The organism is Desulfitobacterium sp., assembly GCF_982384815.1.
This window is the reverse complement of the sequence record NZ_CEVWNY010000058.1, coordinates 1-18,055: the sequence shown is the minus strand read 5'-3', so window position 1 is coordinate 18,055 and position 18,055 is coordinate 1. Positions and strand designations below refer to the sequence as shown.

14 protein-coding genes are annotated in these 18,055 nt (G+C 42.9%); 1 reads left to right on the top strand and 13 read right to left on the bottom strand.

Annotated features, from left to right (window positions below):
- Window positions 1-78 precede the first annotated feature (78 nt).
- The 12 genes from nrfD to AC1U9U_RS09925 all read right to left on the bottom strand — a co-directional run bounded on the left by nrfD (window position 79) and on the right by AC1U9U_RS09925 (window position 16,072).
- Entirely contained in the window at window positions 79-1,002 is a 924-nt protein-coding gene (gene nrfD / locus AC1U9U_RS09980; protein ID WP_479960416.1) for an NrfD/PsrC family molybdoenzyme membrane anchor subunit, read from the bottom strand.
- A 14-nt stretch (window positions 1,003-1,016) separates the two neighbouring features.
- A complete protein-coding gene (locus AC1U9U_RS09975) occupies window positions 1,017-1,565 on the bottom strand; it encodes a 4Fe-4S dicluster domain-containing protein (RefSeq protein WP_479960415.1) in 549 nt (182 codons plus the stop codon).
- A 2-nt stretch (window positions 1,566-1,567) separates the two neighbouring features.
- Window positions 1,568-3,811: a molybdopterin-dependent oxidoreductase gene (locus AC1U9U_RS09970; protein WP_479960414.1), complete on the bottom strand. Its 2,244-nt coding sequence runs from the start codon at window positions 3,809-3,811 to the stop codon at window positions 1,568-1,570.
- A gap of 253 nt (window positions 3,812-4,064) precedes the next feature.
- Complete coding sequence (locus AC1U9U_RS09965; protein WP_479960413.1) at window positions 4,065-4,850, bottom strand: MBL fold metallo-hydrolase; 786 nt, start codon at window positions 4,848-4,850, stop codon at window positions 4,065-4,067.
- 10 nt (window positions 4,851-4,860) lie between these two features.
- Window positions 4,861-5,826, bottom strand: coding sequence for a DUF169 domain-containing protein (locus AC1U9U_RS09960; RefSeq protein WP_479960412.1), 966 nt, complete (start codon window positions 5,824-5,826; stop codon window positions 4,861-4,863).
- Between the two features lie 56 nt (window positions 5,827-5,882).
- Window positions 5,883-7,016 carry a (Fe-S)-binding protein gene (locus tag AC1U9U_RS09955; protein ID WP_479960411.1) on the bottom strand — a complete coding sequence of 378 codons (1,134 nt, stop codon included), beginning with the start codon at window positions 7,014-7,016 and terminating at the stop codon, window positions 5,883-5,885.
- A gap of 268 nt (window positions 7,017-7,284) precedes the next feature.
- Window positions 7,285-8,403, bottom strand: a complete 1,119-nt coding sequence (locus tag AC1U9U_RS09950; RefSeq protein WP_479960410.1) for a (Fe-S)-binding protein — start codon at window positions 8,401-8,403, stop codon at window positions 7,285-7,287.
- 51 nt (window positions 8,404-8,454) lie between these two features.
- Entirely contained in the window at window positions 8,455-9,780 is a 1,326-nt protein-coding gene (locus AC1U9U_RS09945) for an MFS transporter (protein WP_479960409.1), read from the bottom strand.
- 158 nt (window positions 9,781-9,938) lie between these two features.
- On the bottom strand, window positions 9,939-11,255 hold the full coding sequence (locus tag AC1U9U_RS09940; protein WP_479960408.1) for a GntP family permease: 1,317 nt from the start codon (window positions 11,253-11,255) through the stop codon (window positions 9,939-9,941).
- A 273-nt stretch (window positions 11,256-11,528) separates the two neighbouring features.
- Window positions 11,529-12,272 (bottom strand): 4Fe-4S dicluster domain-containing protein, encoded by a 744-nt coding sequence (locus tag AC1U9U_RS09935; RefSeq protein WP_479960407.1) that lies wholly within the window; start codon window positions 12,270-12,272, stop codon window positions 11,529-11,531.
- A complete protein-coding gene (locus tag AC1U9U_RS09930) occupies window positions 12,272-14,758 on the bottom strand; it encodes a molybdopterin-containing oxidoreductase family protein (protein WP_479960406.1) in 2,487 nt (828 codons plus the stop codon). The genes AC1U9U_RS09935 and AC1U9U_RS09930 overlap by 1 nt, the downstream gene beginning before the upstream one ends.
- A 396-nt stretch (window positions 14,759-15,154) precedes the next feature.
- Complete coding sequence (locus tag AC1U9U_RS09925; protein ID WP_479960405.1) at window positions 15,155-16,072, bottom strand: LysR substrate-binding domain-containing protein; 918 nt, start codon at window positions 16,070-16,072, stop codon at window positions 15,155-15,157.
- A 267-nt stretch (window positions 16,073-16,339) separates the two neighbouring features.
- Between AC1U9U_RS09925 and AC1U9U_RS09920 the strand changes: the two genes are divergently transcribed.
- Entirely contained in the window at window positions 16,340-17,383 is a 1,044-nt protein-coding gene (locus AC1U9U_RS09920) for a sigma-54 interaction domain-containing protein (RefSeq protein WP_479960404.1), read from the top strand.
- A gap of 80 nt (window positions 17,384-17,463) precedes the next feature.
- Here AC1U9U_RS09920 and AC1U9U_RS09915 read toward each other — a convergent pair.
- A partial coding sequence (locus tag AC1U9U_RS09915) for a hypothetical protein (RefSeq protein ID WP_479960403.1) occupies window positions 17,464-18,055 on the bottom strand: 592 nt, incomplete at its 5' end.

Below are 18,055 nucleotides of genomic sequence, written 5' to 3'. Positions count from 1 at the left end.
ACCATTGGGTTAGCTTCCGAGAAGTTGCACTCGGGCCCTTAATCAAAGAGCAAATCAAAACTGGCAAAGCCAAGTACCTTAAATCTGTTTTGTCCAAACTTTTTGCAAGAAAGCCTCATCACCATGTGGTAATCTGGAGCGATATTTTTCCTCACCAGGCAGCCAGGTGCGATCCTGACCGGCATATACCACTAGATTACGCATCAACAAACCACCAAGAATAGCTAATAATCCTGCCATACCTACGGAAACCATATTGGGAATTAAAAATAGAATTAAGGGAACGACTGTACCAAGGAACATAAAACCAACGCGGAAAGGATTGGCAAAATTGCCACTGGTCCAACGTTTCACTGCTACCGCTTCCCGATCGGTGGTTCCGGTATTCTTAATCCAGATATAACCAATCCAAATGACAAATTGGAAAGCACAAAGTCCGGCTGCCAATTTAGGAAATACACTAGATACCACAGGTGCTCCTTCGGTAATCCAGCCACAAACCGCAAAAGCAGCAAGTCCGGTAAGCAAAGAAGAGGTCAAGAAGAGAATCATCATCCCCGGTCCATTCCAGAAAGGACGGGATTTATGCCGTGCCAACAAGACCCCAGGGTAAGTGGCCACGATAAATCCGGTGATAATACAGATCATAGCCAGGATCTTCCGTAGACCCACAAGGCCAAACCAAGGAAATACATTAACCCAAGTTGACCAAAGTAGGAGTCCCGCGATAATGGCAATGGACATATTCCAAGCTCCAAAAGTAAGGATAGCTTTAGGGTTCATGAACACCCGCAAAGCCTGGAAAGGCCTGCCTAATTCCAGAATCAAAAGACCAGCACCTAAAGCAACAAACACAGCCCCGGCAAAAATCCCTAAAGTAGAGAGATTGCTGCCTAAAAATAACTCGGCAATTCCGGCGAAAAGCAGCATTGCGGCACCCATACCGGCGAAGAAGAAGTCAAAGGCTAACATCCAGCCCCAGGTTTCATGTTTTTGGCTCATTTCCATCCCTCCAATCAGTAAAGATAATAGACATAGGGTTCTGTGCCCAACTCTTCCAACAGACGCCCAGTCGTTTTAGTGCTATTGACCAATTTAAAAACTTCACTTTCCGGATCCTCAATATCGCCAAAGATCCGGGCTTTTTGATGACAAGTCTGTACACAATAGGGTACTTTCCCTTGGTCCACTCTTTCATCTTTACAGAAGTTGCATTTTTGGACTATCCCAGTTTGAGCATTGGGTATCCGAGCTCCATAGGGGCAAGCCATAACGCAAGCTTTACAGCCTACGCACTTGCTATCTTCCACCCAAACAATACCGTCTTCCCGCTGTTGCGAAGCCCCGGTGGGGCAGGCATCTACACAAGGGGAATTGCCACAATGCATACATAATAGCGGAAGATGAACCATCCGCACATTGGGGAATTTTCCAAGTGGTCCATGAGTGGTTACGGGGTTATAAATCATATCGATGGGAAGTTCATTATTAACTCGACAAGCCACTGTGCAGGATTGACAGCCCGTACATTTGCGAGTATCAATAACCATTGCATAACGTGCCATGTTTATTTATCCTCCTTTCTGTCTGAGCCGTTAACCTTATAAACTTTACACAGTAAACCACGGTTTGCCCAACTCCCGCTCAGGGGATCACAATCTTCATCTGCTGTACTGGTGAGGACGTTGGTATTGGATTCAAGGCAGCCTCCCAACTGAGGATCGCGCATATCCCGCTCCGGGAACCACCAACCCCGTTCTGTGAAGACTGTTCCAGGCCTGATTCCTTCTGTAAGGCTAGCTTTTTGCTTAATACGCCCACGCTTAGTTTCAATCCAGACCCAATCCCCTTCTTGAATGCCGTATTCCGCAGCGGTATCAGGATTAATTTCCATGTGAGGCTCATGCCGGATAAAACGGAGCTCCTTGATTTGGAAATGTTCGGAATGGTGGAAAGGCATTACTCCAGCCCCGGTTGTCAAGACCAAAGGATATTCCTTAGCTAGCTCCGGATGATCAATCTCATTTTCTACCGGCGGAATATATGACGGCAGTGGAGGGTATCCCAGTTCTTCGAGGACACTGGAATAAATCTCTACTTTGCCGGAAGGGGTAGCGAATCCGCCTCTTTCTTTATATTTAAAGTACTCTCTTTCCGGGAAATGGAAGCGATAAAACTCCACAAACTCATCATAGCTTTCCACGCCATAGCCCAGATCCTTAATCCGGTAGAAATATGCATCTTCCAGGGTCTCCCAAGGCCAGTGTTCTTTTTGTCCCAATCTGATACCAAGGTCCCGCCAGAATTCAAAATCCGTATGGCGCTCATACATAGGCTGAATCGCCCGTTGGGAACACATTAAGAAATCGGAACAACCGTAAGTGGAAGTGATGGTCGGACGTTCAAAAGAACCTGCCATAGGCAGTACATAGTCCGATAACATAGCCGTCGGTGTCAGCCAATAATCACAAGTAACCATGAAATCAACAGCTTTCAAAGCGGCTAGGGTCTTCAGACTTTCCCCATAGGAATTCACCGGGTTTGTAGCCGAAACTAATAAAGCTTTTACCGGATATGGTTTTCCAGTCAAAATAGCATTATAGACTGTGGGGGGATGAGCCTCACACATCCACTCTGCCGTCGGTGCTTTACCCCAATATTTCTTCGTAATTTCAGCGATTTTCCCATAGCCGGGCCAGGTAACCAATTTGAATTTATCTGAACCCAGTTGTTTTGCCCTTTGTTCTTCATTTAGGTATTCATTAAGCTCCATTTCTTCATCAGTAACAAACTCTTGGCTGGGACCGGTCAAAAGATCTGCCCCGGGACAATCCAAATTACCAGTAATGGCTCTTAAAATAGCCCTGGCATGCATTGCAGCTCCGGCAGGCTTACCGATTTGATCAATGGCTACACCCCATTGGATATTGCCGGGTTTGTTCATGGCATACATCCGTGCGCCTTCCCGGATAAGATCAGCACTAACTCCTGTAAGTGGCTCAGCCCACTCCGGCGTGTACTCTTCCACATGAGCCATAAGTTCGTCAAACCCTACACAATGTTCATAGACAAAATCATAATCGGCCAAGCCCTCATAAATAATTACATTTATCCAAGCTAAGGCCAGGGCCAAGTCCGAACCCGGCCTTACCGGGAGCCAAAGATCGGCTTTCGCGGCAGTCTCCGTAAAACGAGGGTCGATAACAATTACCTTGAGTCCTTTGGCCTTAAGCGCATTGATTCCGCTCATTTCCGGCAAAGTTGATGCCCCTGGATTTTGTCCCCACAAAACTATGCACCTACTTGCTCCCAGATCAATCTCGAAAGGACTCCAGCCATATACTGCAGTTTCAACCATAAAAGTAGGAATCCAGCATAAATGTGAATTATGAAAACCATTGGGACTACCAAAGAGGTTCATAAAGCGCCGCCGCGCCCAGTCATCTGTTCGGGCAGTTCCACCGGCTGTAGCTACTGCTTCAGCGCCATACTGTTTACGGATCTCTTCGAGTTTGGTGCCAATTTCATCAATGGCTTGTTCCCAGGTGATTCTTTCCCATTCCCCTGACCCACGTTCTCCTTTGCGCTTTAGGGGGAAATTCACTCTTGCTTCGTGATCCAGATGAATTAGATTAACATTACCGCGACAGCATAAGCCGCCGGTGTTGGTGGGGTAATCAGGATCCCCTTCGAAATGAAGGATCTTGCCGTCTTTTACATAAACCAAGCAGCCGCAGTTCTGATGACAGAAGTAACAGCAAGCTTTTTTGACTTCGACTCCTTCTTGCTCTAAATCAATTTTCGTGCTCATTTTCTCCCTCCATAACCTGTTGTGCACGAAAGGTTGTACCTTTCGTTACTATAAAAGAAATATAAATATCCTACTCTGGTATATTGCAAAATCCATGCCAAACTAGATGGTCAAAAAAACGGCCTAAAACCGTCTACATTTCTTTCCATATACCATACTTTCTTTCATTTTGATAAAATCAGTATCTTTTTAGGAATCTAGCGTGGAACTGAAAAATCCCTAAAGCATTAGATACCTTAGGGATTTTTTAGTTTTAAAAAATTAATGACATACCATCATAAGCAACAGATACTTCCTTGAAATCAATAAGCATACTCTGGAGTTCTTCAACAGTAATAGGTTTACTATAGTGCATTGCCATATGAGTCAGTACGATATGTCGCGCTTTGAGACTTTGGCCTAATTTAACCGCCTCTTCCCAGTTCATATGACTATGGGGAAACCAATTCTCACCGTTAAAAGTGGCATCGCAAATTAGAGTATCTACTCCTCGGATCTTCTGCGCGGTTTGCTTGGGAAATCCGGCGGTATCCGTAAAATAGGCTATGCTTTTTTCTCTTTCAAGGAAAATTCCGCCTGTCTCAATACTATGGCTGGCGGGCAAAACAGTGAGCCGAAGGTCGGCAAAGGAATATTGATATTCAAACTCCCAGGTATGGAGGTCAAAGACATCCTCCAAAAATGGATAAGCCTCACTAAAAGAATCCACTGCGCTAGGCGGCAAGAATAGCTTTATAGGTTCTTTCCGCTCAAGCTTAACATAGTACTCCAGATCGCCAATTCCTCCAAAGTGGTCATAATGCCAATGGGTAATAAATAAATAATCTACAGCTTTAATGCCCTCCTTAAGTAACTGTCCTCTTAAGTCAGGTGAAGCATCCACTAAAATTGTTTCGTTTCCGGTATTGATTACAGCACCGCTACGCGTTCTTGACCACCGCGGGTTAGCTAAGGCTTCTTTACAGGCAACACAATTACAATGAAAAGCAGGAACGCCTAGACCGGCACTAGTTCCTAAGAGTTTAAATTCCGCAGCCATTTTTCCACTCCTAAATATATGAAAGTTGAATTGCTTGATTGGGGCACTGACCTACACAGGTATAACAAGCACTACATCCGTCGGGATGAATAGCTTGGGCAACCTGCCGGCCTTCTATCTCTATAATTTCCAATACCCCGGAAGGGCAAAAATCAACACAAAGGCCATCCCCCATACACTGCTCAATATCAACAAATAATTCAACCCTTGCTCCATTTTCCTCGGCCTGGGTCTGGGATCTGCGGGAGCCTACTCTATCCATAACCGGGTGTAGATAGATCTTATTCCGTTCCTCTGGAATACTTTTCTCAGATAATTTTTGCAAGGCTTTGGCGATAGGTTCCAGCAATGGAGTAGGTATAGATAAATAAAGTTCGAAATCATCGATTTCACTGGAAGCCCTGGCCCCATAACAACCAAAGGATATATTCATCTCTCCGGAAGTTATCGTTTGAACAATTAAGTCGGCACAAGCTGAATTAAATCCTGAAGTTTTAAAGTTTTGGCGCTGACCGGTAGCATAAGTTTGAGCACAGCAAAGCCACATAGCTTGCTCCGGCCAAAGGGTAAAAATCACTACATCCGGTTCAAAGGTTGCCTTAGGTAAAGGTGCCAAAAGAGTGGCTTCATAGTTCCCTACCTCGAACTCCGGGCGAGAGCTAATCATTTTGCGGGCTGTTTCAAGATTCGGCATTTTTTTAAAGAGAAGATAGAGATCTCCTGATCTTAACTTCGGTGACATTTCCACCAGACCTAATACCCCTGTTCCATCAGGGCAAGCATGACTACGTGGCGGCATATAGAGACAATTACCCCGTCTGGCGGTAATAATTGATTGGCAGTGTCTTAAGGGAACGGGAGGCTCGATCATTTGCGGTGGTCTTTCTTCCCCTTTTCGCATCATTCTCACCGCCACCGGATCCCAGCGAAGGGAAAGAGTCTCTTTAAAGATTTTACTGAGTTCTTTATAGTTCATTTGCTTTCTCCTTTAGTACGAATAGTTTAACTTCCCCCCTTGTGGAAAGTGAAGGGTCAATCAGCCATAATTCTTGCCCAAAGTTCTTCTCCCTCAGGTCCCTCAAATAGAGTTTTAGATTGCTTTTTTAATCCAGCAAAATCTTGTTTAAAATCTAAAAGCAAATTCAGGACGTGCTGCACAGGAATCTTCTCTTGATTCTTACTTAAATTGAGGACACACCCTAGACAATAAGAGGCTAGGATATCAATCTTTAGTCCATCTACTTCCACTAAGCGAGCCTCAACGAGACTCTGGGCTAACGCCGGAGCAAAATGAGACGCCTGCCCACCGCTGCCGCAGCAAATTGCTTTTTCCTGGTTGTGCTCCATCTCAACTAACGAATATCCCTTTGCTTTCAGGGCCTGCCTAGCTTGTCGTGCAAATATGCCGTCAAAACGGTCCGGGCAAGAATCATGAATCGTAACGACCTTTTCAGCACTTTTAGCGATTGGTGTATTGAAAGCTTTCGAATCCCCTAGGGCTTCATAGACTGATATAGCGTTAATTCCCAGTTCTTCTACCGCACCCCTTAATTGATAGTAACAGTTAGAACAAGCAAAAATTAGTGTCTTAACTTTTAAGTGCTTAATTTTTTCTCTCAAGCCTTGAGTATAATTTTCCGCCCTTTCCTGCATACCTAGCTGGTATAGAGGTATACCACAGCAATCTGTTAAAAAGGAAATAGGGTGGTATTTTTGTTCCAAGTTGTGAAAAATCTTATAGACTAACTGAGAATCATAAGTCAACAGTGTGCAACCAGGAAAAAAAGCCACTTCACCTTCATGGTCAACTTTAAGATCTTTATAAGCAATCCCCTGTACTTCGCGGTAAATTTTCATAACGTTAAGTTTACGATCGGGAAACATATATTTGTATTCCTCGATCTCAATTTCCTGATTGGCAACCGCCTGCTTACGTGTCGCTGCGAACATGCTTTTAGGACTTAATGACACTGGGCATACACCTTCGCATAAACCACACAAAGTACAGGAATAGGCTTCTGCTACCGTGGGTTGACGAGTGGCCAGGCTTATTAGATCCTCGCCGATACCCTCCAATAACCTACATTCAGAAATACATTGTCCACAACCTATACAGCCGTCGATGATTTTTTGACAAGCATCTTGAGTTTCCTCATCGTAACCCATCACTTATTCCCCTTCCGTATATGAGATTGCCGATAATTTGCTGCATATTTCACATATATATTTTGTATGCAAGATTTGTGCCAGACCTCTAAACTCTTAATAAGTCCTTCAAAAGCCTCATTTTGTTAAGACTTTTATAATTTGAGTTTCCTGTTTTAAGACTGAAATTTTCATTATGAAACTGTTCACCCTTAAAATGAAACTCATTACAAAAAAGTCTCCGGAAGATAAGATACATCAACCGGAAACTTTCTAGATAAGATACATATTACTCCGTCTCAAAAAGTTTTAGATAAAGATCATATCCCTCTTCTCCCTCGAACATTGCGGCAGCTTTTCCCTTTACTTCATCGTAGTTCTCTTCAAAATCCAGTAAAATATTCAGAGCATGGCGCACTTTAATTTTACTATCTGCAATGTTGCCAAAATTAAGCACACAAGCGTGACAATATGCCAACAAAGTATCCGCCCCAGCGTCTTTAGCTTCGTTCAAATTCTGCTCTTCATGCTCTGTTGCCCATTCCGGCCGAAAATGACCAAGCTGTCCGCTGCTTCCGCAGCAAACGGAATCTCTACCATGATGCTTCATTTCTACTTTCCGGTAACCGGCCCGATCAAGAGCTTCTCTAACCTGTTTACTATAAACTCCTTCAAAACGATCAGGGCAAGAATCGTGAATAGTATAGACTTCCAATCCATCCCTTGGTATAAATTCATCTTGTAAAGCTTCATAAACAGTCATTATCTCCAAGTCCTGAAAAGCAGCTTCTTTCTTTAACTGATAATAACAATTCGGACAGGCCACAACCAAGTTTTTTACTCCTAACCGGTGAGCCTTCTCCCTCAAGGCAGCCTTAATTCTGTCGCCTCTTTCCGGCAGTCCAATATGATACATAGGGATACCGCAACAGTCATTCAAGAACAAAGGTTTTTCATATTTATTAGCTAATGTGGCATAGACTTTCTTGGTCAACCCGGGGGAATAAGTTTGCATGGTGCATCCAGGCAAAAAAGCCGTTTCTGCCGGTGAAGTAGTATTCAAATCGGAGTAATCAATCCCGTAGTATTCTCTAAAAATGCTCATGACTGTATTTGCACGGTCAGGGAATAAGTATTTAAATTCATTAATGTCAATTTCCCCGTTTTTTACTGCCTCCACTCTACGCTGTTCAAACATCCGGAAAGGACTTAAACCCAAGGGGCATACCGCTTCGCATTTCCCGCAAAGTGCGCACCCATAGGCTTCCGAAGTTTCAACCCCTCTGGAAGCGATGCTTCCCGGGGATTCATCTAAGTCTGTCAGTATACGGCAGCTTTCTGCGCATTCCCCACAGCCAATGCAATTTTCAGCGATCTCTTTATCCCAGTTCTTCTTTTCTTGATCCAAACTATCACCCTCCCACTTGCACACTTCAAATATAACACCGCAAGGGTATCTCTACAAGCTAACTTGATTTTCCCTTAAGCCAACTTGACTATCGTTTACAGTACTTTCATGGTGTACTGGAATGAGGGCAGTACCGATGATCCCGACGACTGATACGGCAACTATATACCAGCCAATAGCATAGATAGTACCAAAAGTATGCATAAGATAGGTACTAACAAGCGGGGCAATACCACCGGAAAATACCGCTGCGATTTGGACCCCCATGGATGCTCCACTGTATCGCAAGTTTACCGGGAAGCTTTGGGCAACAAGTGCACCTTGGCATCCAGCCATTGTTTGGTGAGGAAACTGTGCTAATATTGTCGCCACGGCAAATGCTAGAGGAATTCCGGTGTTTATGATAGAGACATAGGGGAATGCCCAAAGCAGTGTAAGCACTACCCCTATCATATACATGCGCTTAATTCCAATTTTGTCCGATATGTAGCCACCTAACACTATGTTAAAACACATTAATATACTAGCTACCATAACCGTATTTACAAGGTATTGTTTATCCAAATTATAATACGTCATCGCAATATTGATCATAGCCGTCATGTAGATTTGGGTCGATACATGCTCCGGCATCTTTATCAATGCCGAACAAATTACCGATCTTGGATGTTTCTTAAGGACTTCAAGTAATGGAGAACGTGCAACTTTTTGGGATTTTTGCGCCTCACGGAATGAAGGAGTTTCTTCAATAGACCGCCTCAAAAACACACCGATTACCACAAGAAGCAGACTAATAAAAAAGCAAACACGCCAACCCCAAGTATAAAAACCATCTCCGGCAACAGACATCATCATGGAAACAACCGCAGAGGAGAATAATAAACCCATGCCAATTCCTGCGCTCGGCAAACTTGACATAAACCCTTGCTTATTCTTCTTCCCCCACTCCATAGAAAGGAGAATTGCGCCACCCCATTCTCCACCAACTGCGATTCCTTGTATTACCCTCAAGGTTACAAGTAAAAATGGGGCCCATATCCCAATTGAGTCATAGGATGGTATACATCCCATTAAAAAACTACTTATCCCCATGAGAAACATTGTGATCATGAGGGCCTTTTTACGACCCATCCGATCACCAAAATGGCCGAAAATCAATCCGCCGATCGGTCTTGCACAGAAACCTACTGCAAAAACTGCAAAAGATTGAAGAGTACCCGCATATGCATCAGAAGCTGGAAAAAACACTTTAGGAAAAATTAAGGCAGCAGCAGTTCCATACAGAAAAAAATCATACCATTCAATTAGTGTTCCGAATACAGAAGCCATGGCGGCTTTACGCGCCATTTTGGGATCATAACTAGCAACTTCAGCCACGTTTATTCCTCCCTTACCCACTTTTGAGTATCATGAAAAGATTTTCACAATTTTTAAAAAGCGAGGAGACTAGAATACACTGACCAAAAATCAGGTATTATTCTAGTCTATAAAAACACTTTCACATTACTTCTTAATATGTCGAAACCATGATTCTATTAGTAAAGTACTCCACTAAGGGCTATAATCACCACCAAGGCCAGAGTTTGCCCTACTACAACTACATTAAACATATGCTTATAGGCTTCTTTATGAGTTAAAGACATAGCGGCAAACATACCAAACATTGCTCCGGAGTTAGGCAAAGCACCAAATGTAGAGGCACTAATGGAAATTACTCTATGGAGCACTTCAGGGTTAACACCGGTGGCAAGATAAGGATCAAGGAAAAACTGGGTTACAATCCCTAAAGCACCACTGCCGGAACCGATAATACCTGCCAAAACACCGGATAAGGTAGCAGCGGAAACTAAAGGACCGCCAGGCATATTAGCAATTCCCTGATTGATTACCTCAAATCCCGGTGCGGCACCAATAACTGCCCCGATACCAACAGCAGCTGCAGTATAGAGAACCGGTTGTAAACAGTTTTGTGCCCCGTTACCCAAAACCTCTTTTTGGGATTTAATATGTCCATTAAAGAGGAGAGCAGCAAGAATAATGGAAACTATCAAACCAATATAAATTACGTTACTAATATGCAATTGGCTGCCACCAATCAAGATAACAATGAGGACGATCAAAGGAGTAATCGACAAGCCAAAGGAAGGAAGATTTTTTTCTTCTACTGCCGCAATATCTGTTGGTCCATTATAAACTTCACCCGCTGTAAGGGATTTTTTCAATTGTTTTTTCGTATAAAAGACAGTGTAGGCAAAAGTAACAATAGCGGCAATCAGCCCTAAAGGTGCGGCAGCGGTTAAGGGAGTTCCCATAGCCTGGGCGGGGATGACGTTCTGTAACCCTGGTGTACCAGGTAGCATTGCCATGGTAAAGGAAGAGGTTCCTGCGGCAAAAGGTATAACGAATAGATGCCAAGGGACGTTAAACTCTTTGAAAAGAGGTCTTGCCAAAGGAATAATGGCAAACATAACCACGAACATGGAAACACCGCCATAAGTGAGGACAGCACCGATGAGTAAAACTCCCATCATCATTTTAAAGGGACTATCTTTACCAACAACCTTAATCATCGTATTGGCAATTGACTTGGAGGCACCGCTGACTTCGATGTATTTACCTAATAAAGCACTAAGCAAAAAGATCAATAAGTTTTTGGTGACAAATCCACCTACGCCGGACAAATAAGATAACTTAGGATCAGTCAAGAAGAAATTTACTACATCCATACGGTTGGTAACAATAATGATTAAAGCAGTAAGGGGGGCTGTGATCATAACATTAAAGGAACGCATGGAGAGAATAATAAACAGTGCTAATGCTACGAATATACCCAGTATTCCTAACCATTCCATAATTAATATAACCTCCTTATTTTTGCAAGGGGCATCGCCTTTAATTAACTAGGTTAGCCTTGAAAGTGCATCTCGTTTTCTCGCGAGATGCACCTTCAGGCAAATTCAGTTGAGATTATTTATTCTCATTGCTCTTATCTTTTAAATCCGCTTCACACTTACGGCATTTTGCGTTGGTGGGTGGATTCATAGTGCCGCAATTGGGACACTTAATCGGTTTAGCGGCATTTGGTGGTCTAAAACACATAGTAAAAACTCCCTATTATAAGAATATTAACCGATATCGTTGCGAGTAGCTCGCATCATTTCCTCTGTGGAAGTATATTTCATTTGCAACTTATTTCTCTTAACTGTCTCATCTTGAAGGTTTTTAACATCTTCCACAGCTTCATATAAAGTTCCCAGATTACCACGTTTTTTAGATAATTCAATAGCTTTTTCACTATCGTAAGGCAACAATTTCTTTTTGGGGGCACTGGGTTTAAAGATATAGGCGGGATTGGTGATTGTGGGATCAGGCATTTCCTCAAGTTGTCTTAAGTCACCGTATTTCTCTTTCAACTCCTCAAGAGGGCCAAAATCGAAAGCGCGCAAGGGACAAGAGAGTACGCAAATAGGTTTTTCGCCTTGTTCAAGCCGATCTATACACATTGTACATTTGCTCATTTTAGTTCCTTGAGCATCACTAGCAAACTTGGGGGCTCCATAAGGACAGGCATCATAACACTTACGACAACCTTCACATTTTTCCTGATCAACCAACACTGCCCCATATTTATCTTCTTTAAAGATAGCCTCATTGGGACAGGCCTTAGCACAAACGGGATTCTCACAGTGACCGCAGGAGAAGGCCAAATAGTTGAGACGTAAATCAGGGTAGGTGCCTTTTTCCCACTCATATACTGTCAGCCATTTTTCCGGTCCCGGTTCAATGTCATTCCAGTCCTTGCAGGCAATACTACAAGCTTGACAAGCATAGCAGCGGCTTTGGTCAAAAAAGATACCAGATTGGGCCATTATTTTTCACCTCCCACTTTTTCAATTTCTACTAATCCGGCAATTAACAAAGCTCCCAGGGCATGAGGCAAGTGTGTATCGCCGATAAGCAAGTTGCAGGCTCCGCGCGTATCAACACCAAAAGGATTAAGCTCTGTTTTTTCATCATTGGGCGTATACCAAGCACCGTGATGGATAGCAACCGTTCCCGGCATGCACCGTGAGGTAACGTAAGCCGGAACAATCATTTCGCCGAATTCATTGAAGACGCGAACTTTATCCCCATCCTTAACACCTCTTTGCTCAGCATCAACAGCACTGATCCATACAGCATGGCGATAGCAGTCATCCCGCAGGAAGGGATTATTATCATTACTGGAGTGCTGACGATAAGTAGAAACCGGTGTCACCAGGGATAAAGGATATTGGGCAGTCTTTGGATGATAGAAGCTATCATTAGGTGGTTCGGTCATATAGCTTGGTTCCCAACGGGGAATTGGATCCATGTGACCACGAAAATGTGTTTGGGTTAAATCGGTGTTCTCGAAATAAGAAGAAGAAAATTCAATCTTACCGCTAGGCGTTGCTGCGAAGGGGTTTTCGCCGGCTTCCACTTTATTTTTGTAGGGATAAAAAGGCTCATCGATAGGAATACGAACTACCGGACACTTAAGAAACTCTTCCCAAGGTTTCGGTTCAATTTCCAACATTTCCAGCCAGCCATCCTCATCCTGAGCCCAGATCTCGTAAGCCTCTCGATAAAGCTTGACTAGCTCATCATCCCATTTTTCCAGAGGCACGTTAGCCATGCGAGGATTGAATTTCTCTACAATTCCCATTCTTCTAGCGATTTCAGTCCAGACCCAGTCTTTAGGACGAACTTCTCCCGGCGGATCAACAGCCTTGCCACAATAGAAGAAGTAGTTTCTCATACCGCTTGGTCCGGCGATGAAGCGTTCATTGCCATACATGAATTTATCCATAGTCTCAAAGGCATAGACAGGAGCGGGTAAGACAATATCCAAAAACTGAGCTGTCGGTTGGTTCAGATGCCACTGGAAGCCCCAAGAAAACTCCATCTTAGCAAAAGCTTGCATCCGTTTATTGGTGTGGTGATGATTATTGACATAGTTATTTTCAGCAATAATCATTTTAATATTAGGTAAGGGTGCTCCCGGAGGAGAGCCAATTCTTCTACGGAATTCCTCTTCGGTGATTTCGCCGTTGTCGAATTTTTCTCTGCAGATAATAGTTTCGGTCAGCTTGTTATTATTGAAAAGAATGGGCGGTTTATACTCAGTGGGAGCTTGTTGCCAATCAACCCTCGGAACCGGAATCCGGGGAGGAGTTACCAGACTGCAACCTGTTTGGCAACCGCCGGCAATGCTTAAGTTTCCGGTCATGGCCTGTAGGAGCATAGATGCGGTAGCTGAATACTCACCTAAATGCCTTTTGGCGCCTGCGTAGAAATATTGAAGGTGTACCGGCTTGCTTTCAGCATATAATCTAGCAAAAGCATAAATTGTCTCAGCGGGAACGGTTGTAATTTCTTCTGCCCACTCCGGTGTCTTAGGTTGGCCATCTTCCTCACCCATTACATAAGCCCGGAATTTTTCGAAACCCTTGGGTTCCACGTACTTGTCTACATATTCGTGGTCGTAAAGATCCTCGTTATAGAGGACATAAGCAACTGCCAACATCATTGCTAAGTCGGTCCCGGGTCGAATGGGAATCCATTGATCTGCCAGTACTTCCGCACTTGCCGTGTAACGTGGGTCAATGACAATGACCTTGGCCCCTCTTTCACGAGCCAGCTTCATGTAGTAGGATACGGAACCAAACCAAGCAACGACCGGATCCATAGCCCACAGGACAATTAACTTGGAGTTAAAAAGGTCCGGGGCTTCAAAACCAACCATGAGATCACTTTCACCTTTGGCGAGAGATTTGATGATGTCAAATCCTAAATGGTATTTTTCGCCTGGGTTGTGACCCGAAGTCGAATGCTCTCCCCAACAGGCAAAACCTGCACCAAACCAAGGTGCGATAGGAATACCGCATTTTTCAAAAGAGCAATACTGACTGTGGAAAATGCTATAAGGCCCGTACTTCTCTTTAAATTCCACCATTTTTTTGGTGATGGTGTCCAAAGCTTCTTCCCAAGTTATTTGGACAAAATGACCATTGCCATGTCCTTTTTTACCGACACGTTTCATGGGATGAAGAATTCTAGTTGGGCTATCCAATTCTTTTTTCCAGGCGTGACCCATGGAGCATGGGCGCATCTGGATCATTCCCTGATTTAAAGCTTCTTCGCCGACATCTTCCCGAGCATTTCCGTGGTTGATGCTATTATCGGGCTCTATCGAGACGATTTTCCCATCTTTTACCTGGCAGCGAAGGATACAGTTCGAATCCCAGCAGCCGTTTTGAGTACAACATGTGTAGACATAGCTAGTGTCTTCATGTCTTTCTTGGAGCTTTTTAACAATTTTCTCTTTACTCAAATATAATCCCTCCATTCCTTTAAAGTAGTGGTGCGAACGTGAACACAATCTCAACCATAGTTCGAAATTGGTTTATACCACCGCCCCGGGTTAATTTGTGAAGTGTTTCCCTTCACAGTTTTGACTATACATTTTTTCAAAATGGACTTCAACACGTTGGGAGTGTTTCGCAGAAGGGTTTATTGGCTGTACATGTCAGGTTTTTTATCATGTATAAAAATGTTTACAGCTAATGAAAACTTTTTTACAATAAAACTCTCCCTTATCAAAAGTGATATACTCCCGATAAGCAGACAGGATATTTTTAGTAGGACTAAGATTCCCAAAAAAATTAAACGGCCTTAGCCTCTAGAAGTTAAAGGCTTTAGCCGCTTAAAGCTAATTCGTATTTAGTGGTTATAGTCTATCGAAATAATCTTGGGGACAATGTTCCTTGGCAAGATTGATAAAAGCCATGGCCTCTTCCGAAAGCTCATGCATCTTGTAATAAACAAGGTTTACCTCGTAATAAACCGGCTCACTATCAACGTGAATACGGATGATATTAGGATTATGTAAATATTTTTCAGCAATTACGGAGGGAAACCAGCCATATCCTAAGCCATTCAGTAAACCCTGGTACATAGCCTCATAGCTGTCTAACCGAACAACCACATTATAGTCTCTCAATTTATAACCCTCCTTGCGGAAGTGCCTATCACCTGCAAGGTGGCGCCCGGAGTCCCATTCATAAATGATCATAGGTAAAGGAAGAAGCTTCCGTACATTCACCGGTGTTCTTAATTCATTCCAAGGAAAAAGATTTGGTGCCAAGCAAACAAGCTCTTTATAGCCAAGTAAGTAAGTTTGAAAATCACTGTTATTACACTGATCCTCAATAATGGAGAAATCAATCTCTAAGTTATACATTTTTTCAAAGAGTCCGGGTTCATAACCAATATCTAAATGAATTTTCGAATTTGGTTTTTTTACCTTAAACTTTTTAATAAACTGAGGAACCAGGTTAGCCCCATCGGCAACACTACCACCAATTACCAGGCTAGGAATATAGGATTCGTTCAGAGCGGCCATATCGGCATCCATCTTATTCTTTAGCGTCATTATGCGTTTGGCATATTCCGTAACAATAGTTCCTGCTTCAGTAGGAGTCACGCCCTGTGAACTGCGAGTGTAAAGTTGTATCCCATATTGGGATTCCAGCGACTTAATTTTATTAGAAAGTGCCGGTCGAGACATATGCAGTTTATTAGCTGCTTGAGAAAAGCTCTTAGTCTTTGCAATAGTTAGAAAAATATCTAATTCGTCACTTAGCATCTCAAAAAACCCTCCAATCGTGATATTTCGACACGCAAGTACATATTAGCACATAGTAAAGTGTTAAGTAAACTACTAGCTTGCTGATAAGAAAAGCTACAGCGAAATGATTATGGTCCCTTGCACTTAATACTTGTGTTCTTTTATACTTTTAGTATAGGCTAGTTTGTAATTAGATTAGGCCTTCTTTTCTAGGATTCCGGGTTATTGAAAAATAGTTCCAACGGATTTTTTTATTCGTTAAATACCGATAGGAGTGTTATTGTTATGGCGTGCACAAACAAAGCAAATAGGCAAGATTACAATAAAGGGACTTCTCCCGAAATATACAAATTTGAGGATATTATCGGGGAAAGCCCTGCCCTATATGAATCCATCAAGATTGCTAAACGGGTCAGCATAATAAACTTAAACGTCTTGCTCAATGGAGAATCGGGCACAGGTAAGGAACTTTTTGCCCAGGCAATCCATGGCAGGTCCCGCCCCAATGGCCCATTTGTTGCCGTTAATTGTGCTGCAATTCCCAAGAGTCTCATTGAAAGCGAATTATTCGGCTATGAAGGTGGTGCCTTTACAGGTGCCGAAAGAGGAGGACGCATCGGCAAAATCGAAGCAGCCAATAATGGTACCCTTTTTCTCGACGAGATCGGCGATATGCCCTTGGAAATACAACCGGCTTTGTTAAGAGTTATTGAAGACAAAAAGGTATTTAGACTAAGCGGCAATAGGTATATTCCAGTGAACTTCCGCTTAATTGCTGCTACTAATAAGGACCTCTGGCAAATGGTCCAAGAAAAAACTTTTCGGGAGGACCTTTATTACCGTTTATCCACCTTCCTCATTAAAATACCTAGTCTAAAAGAAAGAGGCAACGATGAGATTATTATGCTCGCCCGCTATTTTGTTGAAAAAGCTAGTAGCCAACTCTCTTACCTTCCCCCGAAAATTCACCCTGAAGTTTATGAAGTCTTGACTGAATACAGCTGGCCGGGCAATGTCAGGCAGCTTGAAAACACTATGACTTATGCCGTATTTATGGCACAAAATGGCCTGGTAAAAAAAGAAGATTTACCGGTTGATCTTCGTGAAAATTATTCACTCCCTGAAAAGGAATTTAGAAAAAGTATTTTTAACGCGGAAATAGAAAAGCCCTTCTATGAATGTGAAAACTTCCTGTCTTTAAAAGAAATTGAGGAAAATGCTATAAGAAAAGTTATGTTATATACCCAAAATGATAAAAATAAGGTTGCTGAAATTCTAGGGCTATCGAAAAGTACATTATACAGAAAACTAAAAGAATATAATATATAGGATTAGATAAAAGGGCCGCATTAGCGGCCTATTAATCTATTTATGAAAATTACAGGTTGTACCTTTGACTATAGCTAGCTTTACTCTAGGTTCAATCGCTTATTTAAAATCCAATTAGCAATAGCAAAATACGCTGCACTCATCAGAGCGGAGAGGGATAGGATCAGGAAGATGAAAAAGTGCAGTTGGCCTTGCATCAAGTGAAAATTATCCGGGGTAATACTCATATTGTATTCGCTGTAACCAAGGATAAACATGATCACCATGCCCACAATCTGGGTAAGGGTATTTAGGCCGATAAAGGCAGCAAAGGATGCCAAAATACGATGCTGAGTAAATAAATGACCGATAGAAATGGCGGCATAGACGATCAATATCGCTGAAGCTAAGGAAAGAAAGATGCCCGCTATAGCCTCAAAAGAGTACAGTGCGATATATGCACCTAAATAATCTAATACCCGTTGCAGAGCAGGACCTATTTCATACATAATACGCGACCAGTCCCCTGCTCTTAGGGCAATTATCATAATGGAGAGCGCAGCAATAAGGGTACTGCTTACCACCCACAGCATGGATATCAACATTTTACTGACGATGTGCTGCCAAGTTTTTACGGGCAAAGTAAACAGATCGGAAAGAGCACACGTCTGAACTCCAGTCACCAGCGGTAAT

Excerpts from the sequence above, each read along its gene's own strand:
- AC1U9U_RS09955 (WP_479960411.1), bottom strand. The coding sequence starts at position 7,016 with ATGGGTTACGATGAGGAAACTCAAGATGCTTGTCAAAAAATCATCGAC.
- AC1U9U_RS09965 (WP_479960413.1), bottom strand. The coding sequence starts at position 4,850 with ATGGCTGCGGAATTTAAACTCTTAGGAACTAGTGCCGGTCTAGGCGTT.
- nrfD (WP_479960416.1), bottom strand. The coding sequence starts at position 1,002 with ATGAGCCAAAAACATGAAACCTGGGGCTGGATGTTAGCCTTTGACTTC.
- AC1U9U_RS09935 (WP_479960407.1), bottom strand. The coding sequence starts at position 12,272 with ATGGCCCAATCTGGTATCTTTTTTGACCAAAGCCGCTGCTATGCTTGT.
- AC1U9U_RS09940 (WP_479960408.1), bottom strand. The coding sequence starts at position 11,255 with ATGGAATGGTTAGGAATACTGGGTATATTCGTAGCATTAGCACTGTTT.
- AC1U9U_RS09960 (WP_479960412.1), bottom strand. The coding sequence starts at position 5,826 with ATGAACTATAAAGAACTCAGTAAAATCTTTAAAGAGACTCTTTCCCTT.
- AC1U9U_RS09925 (WP_479960405.1), bottom strand. The coding sequence starts at position 16,072 with ATGCTAAGTGACGAATTAGATATTTTTCTAACTATTGCAAAGACTAAG.
- AC1U9U_RS09920 (WP_479960404.1), top strand. The coding sequence starts at position 16,340 with ATGGCGTGCACAAACAAAGCAAATAGGCAAGATTACAATAAAGGGACT.
- AC1U9U_RS09970 (WP_479960414.1), bottom strand. The coding sequence starts at position 3,811 with ATGAGCACGAAAATTGATTTAGAGCAAGAAGGAGTCGAAGTCAAAAAA.
- AC1U9U_RS09975 (WP_479960415.1), bottom strand. The coding sequence starts at position 1,565 with ATGGCACGTTATGCAATGGTTATTGATACTCGCAAATGTACGGGCTGT.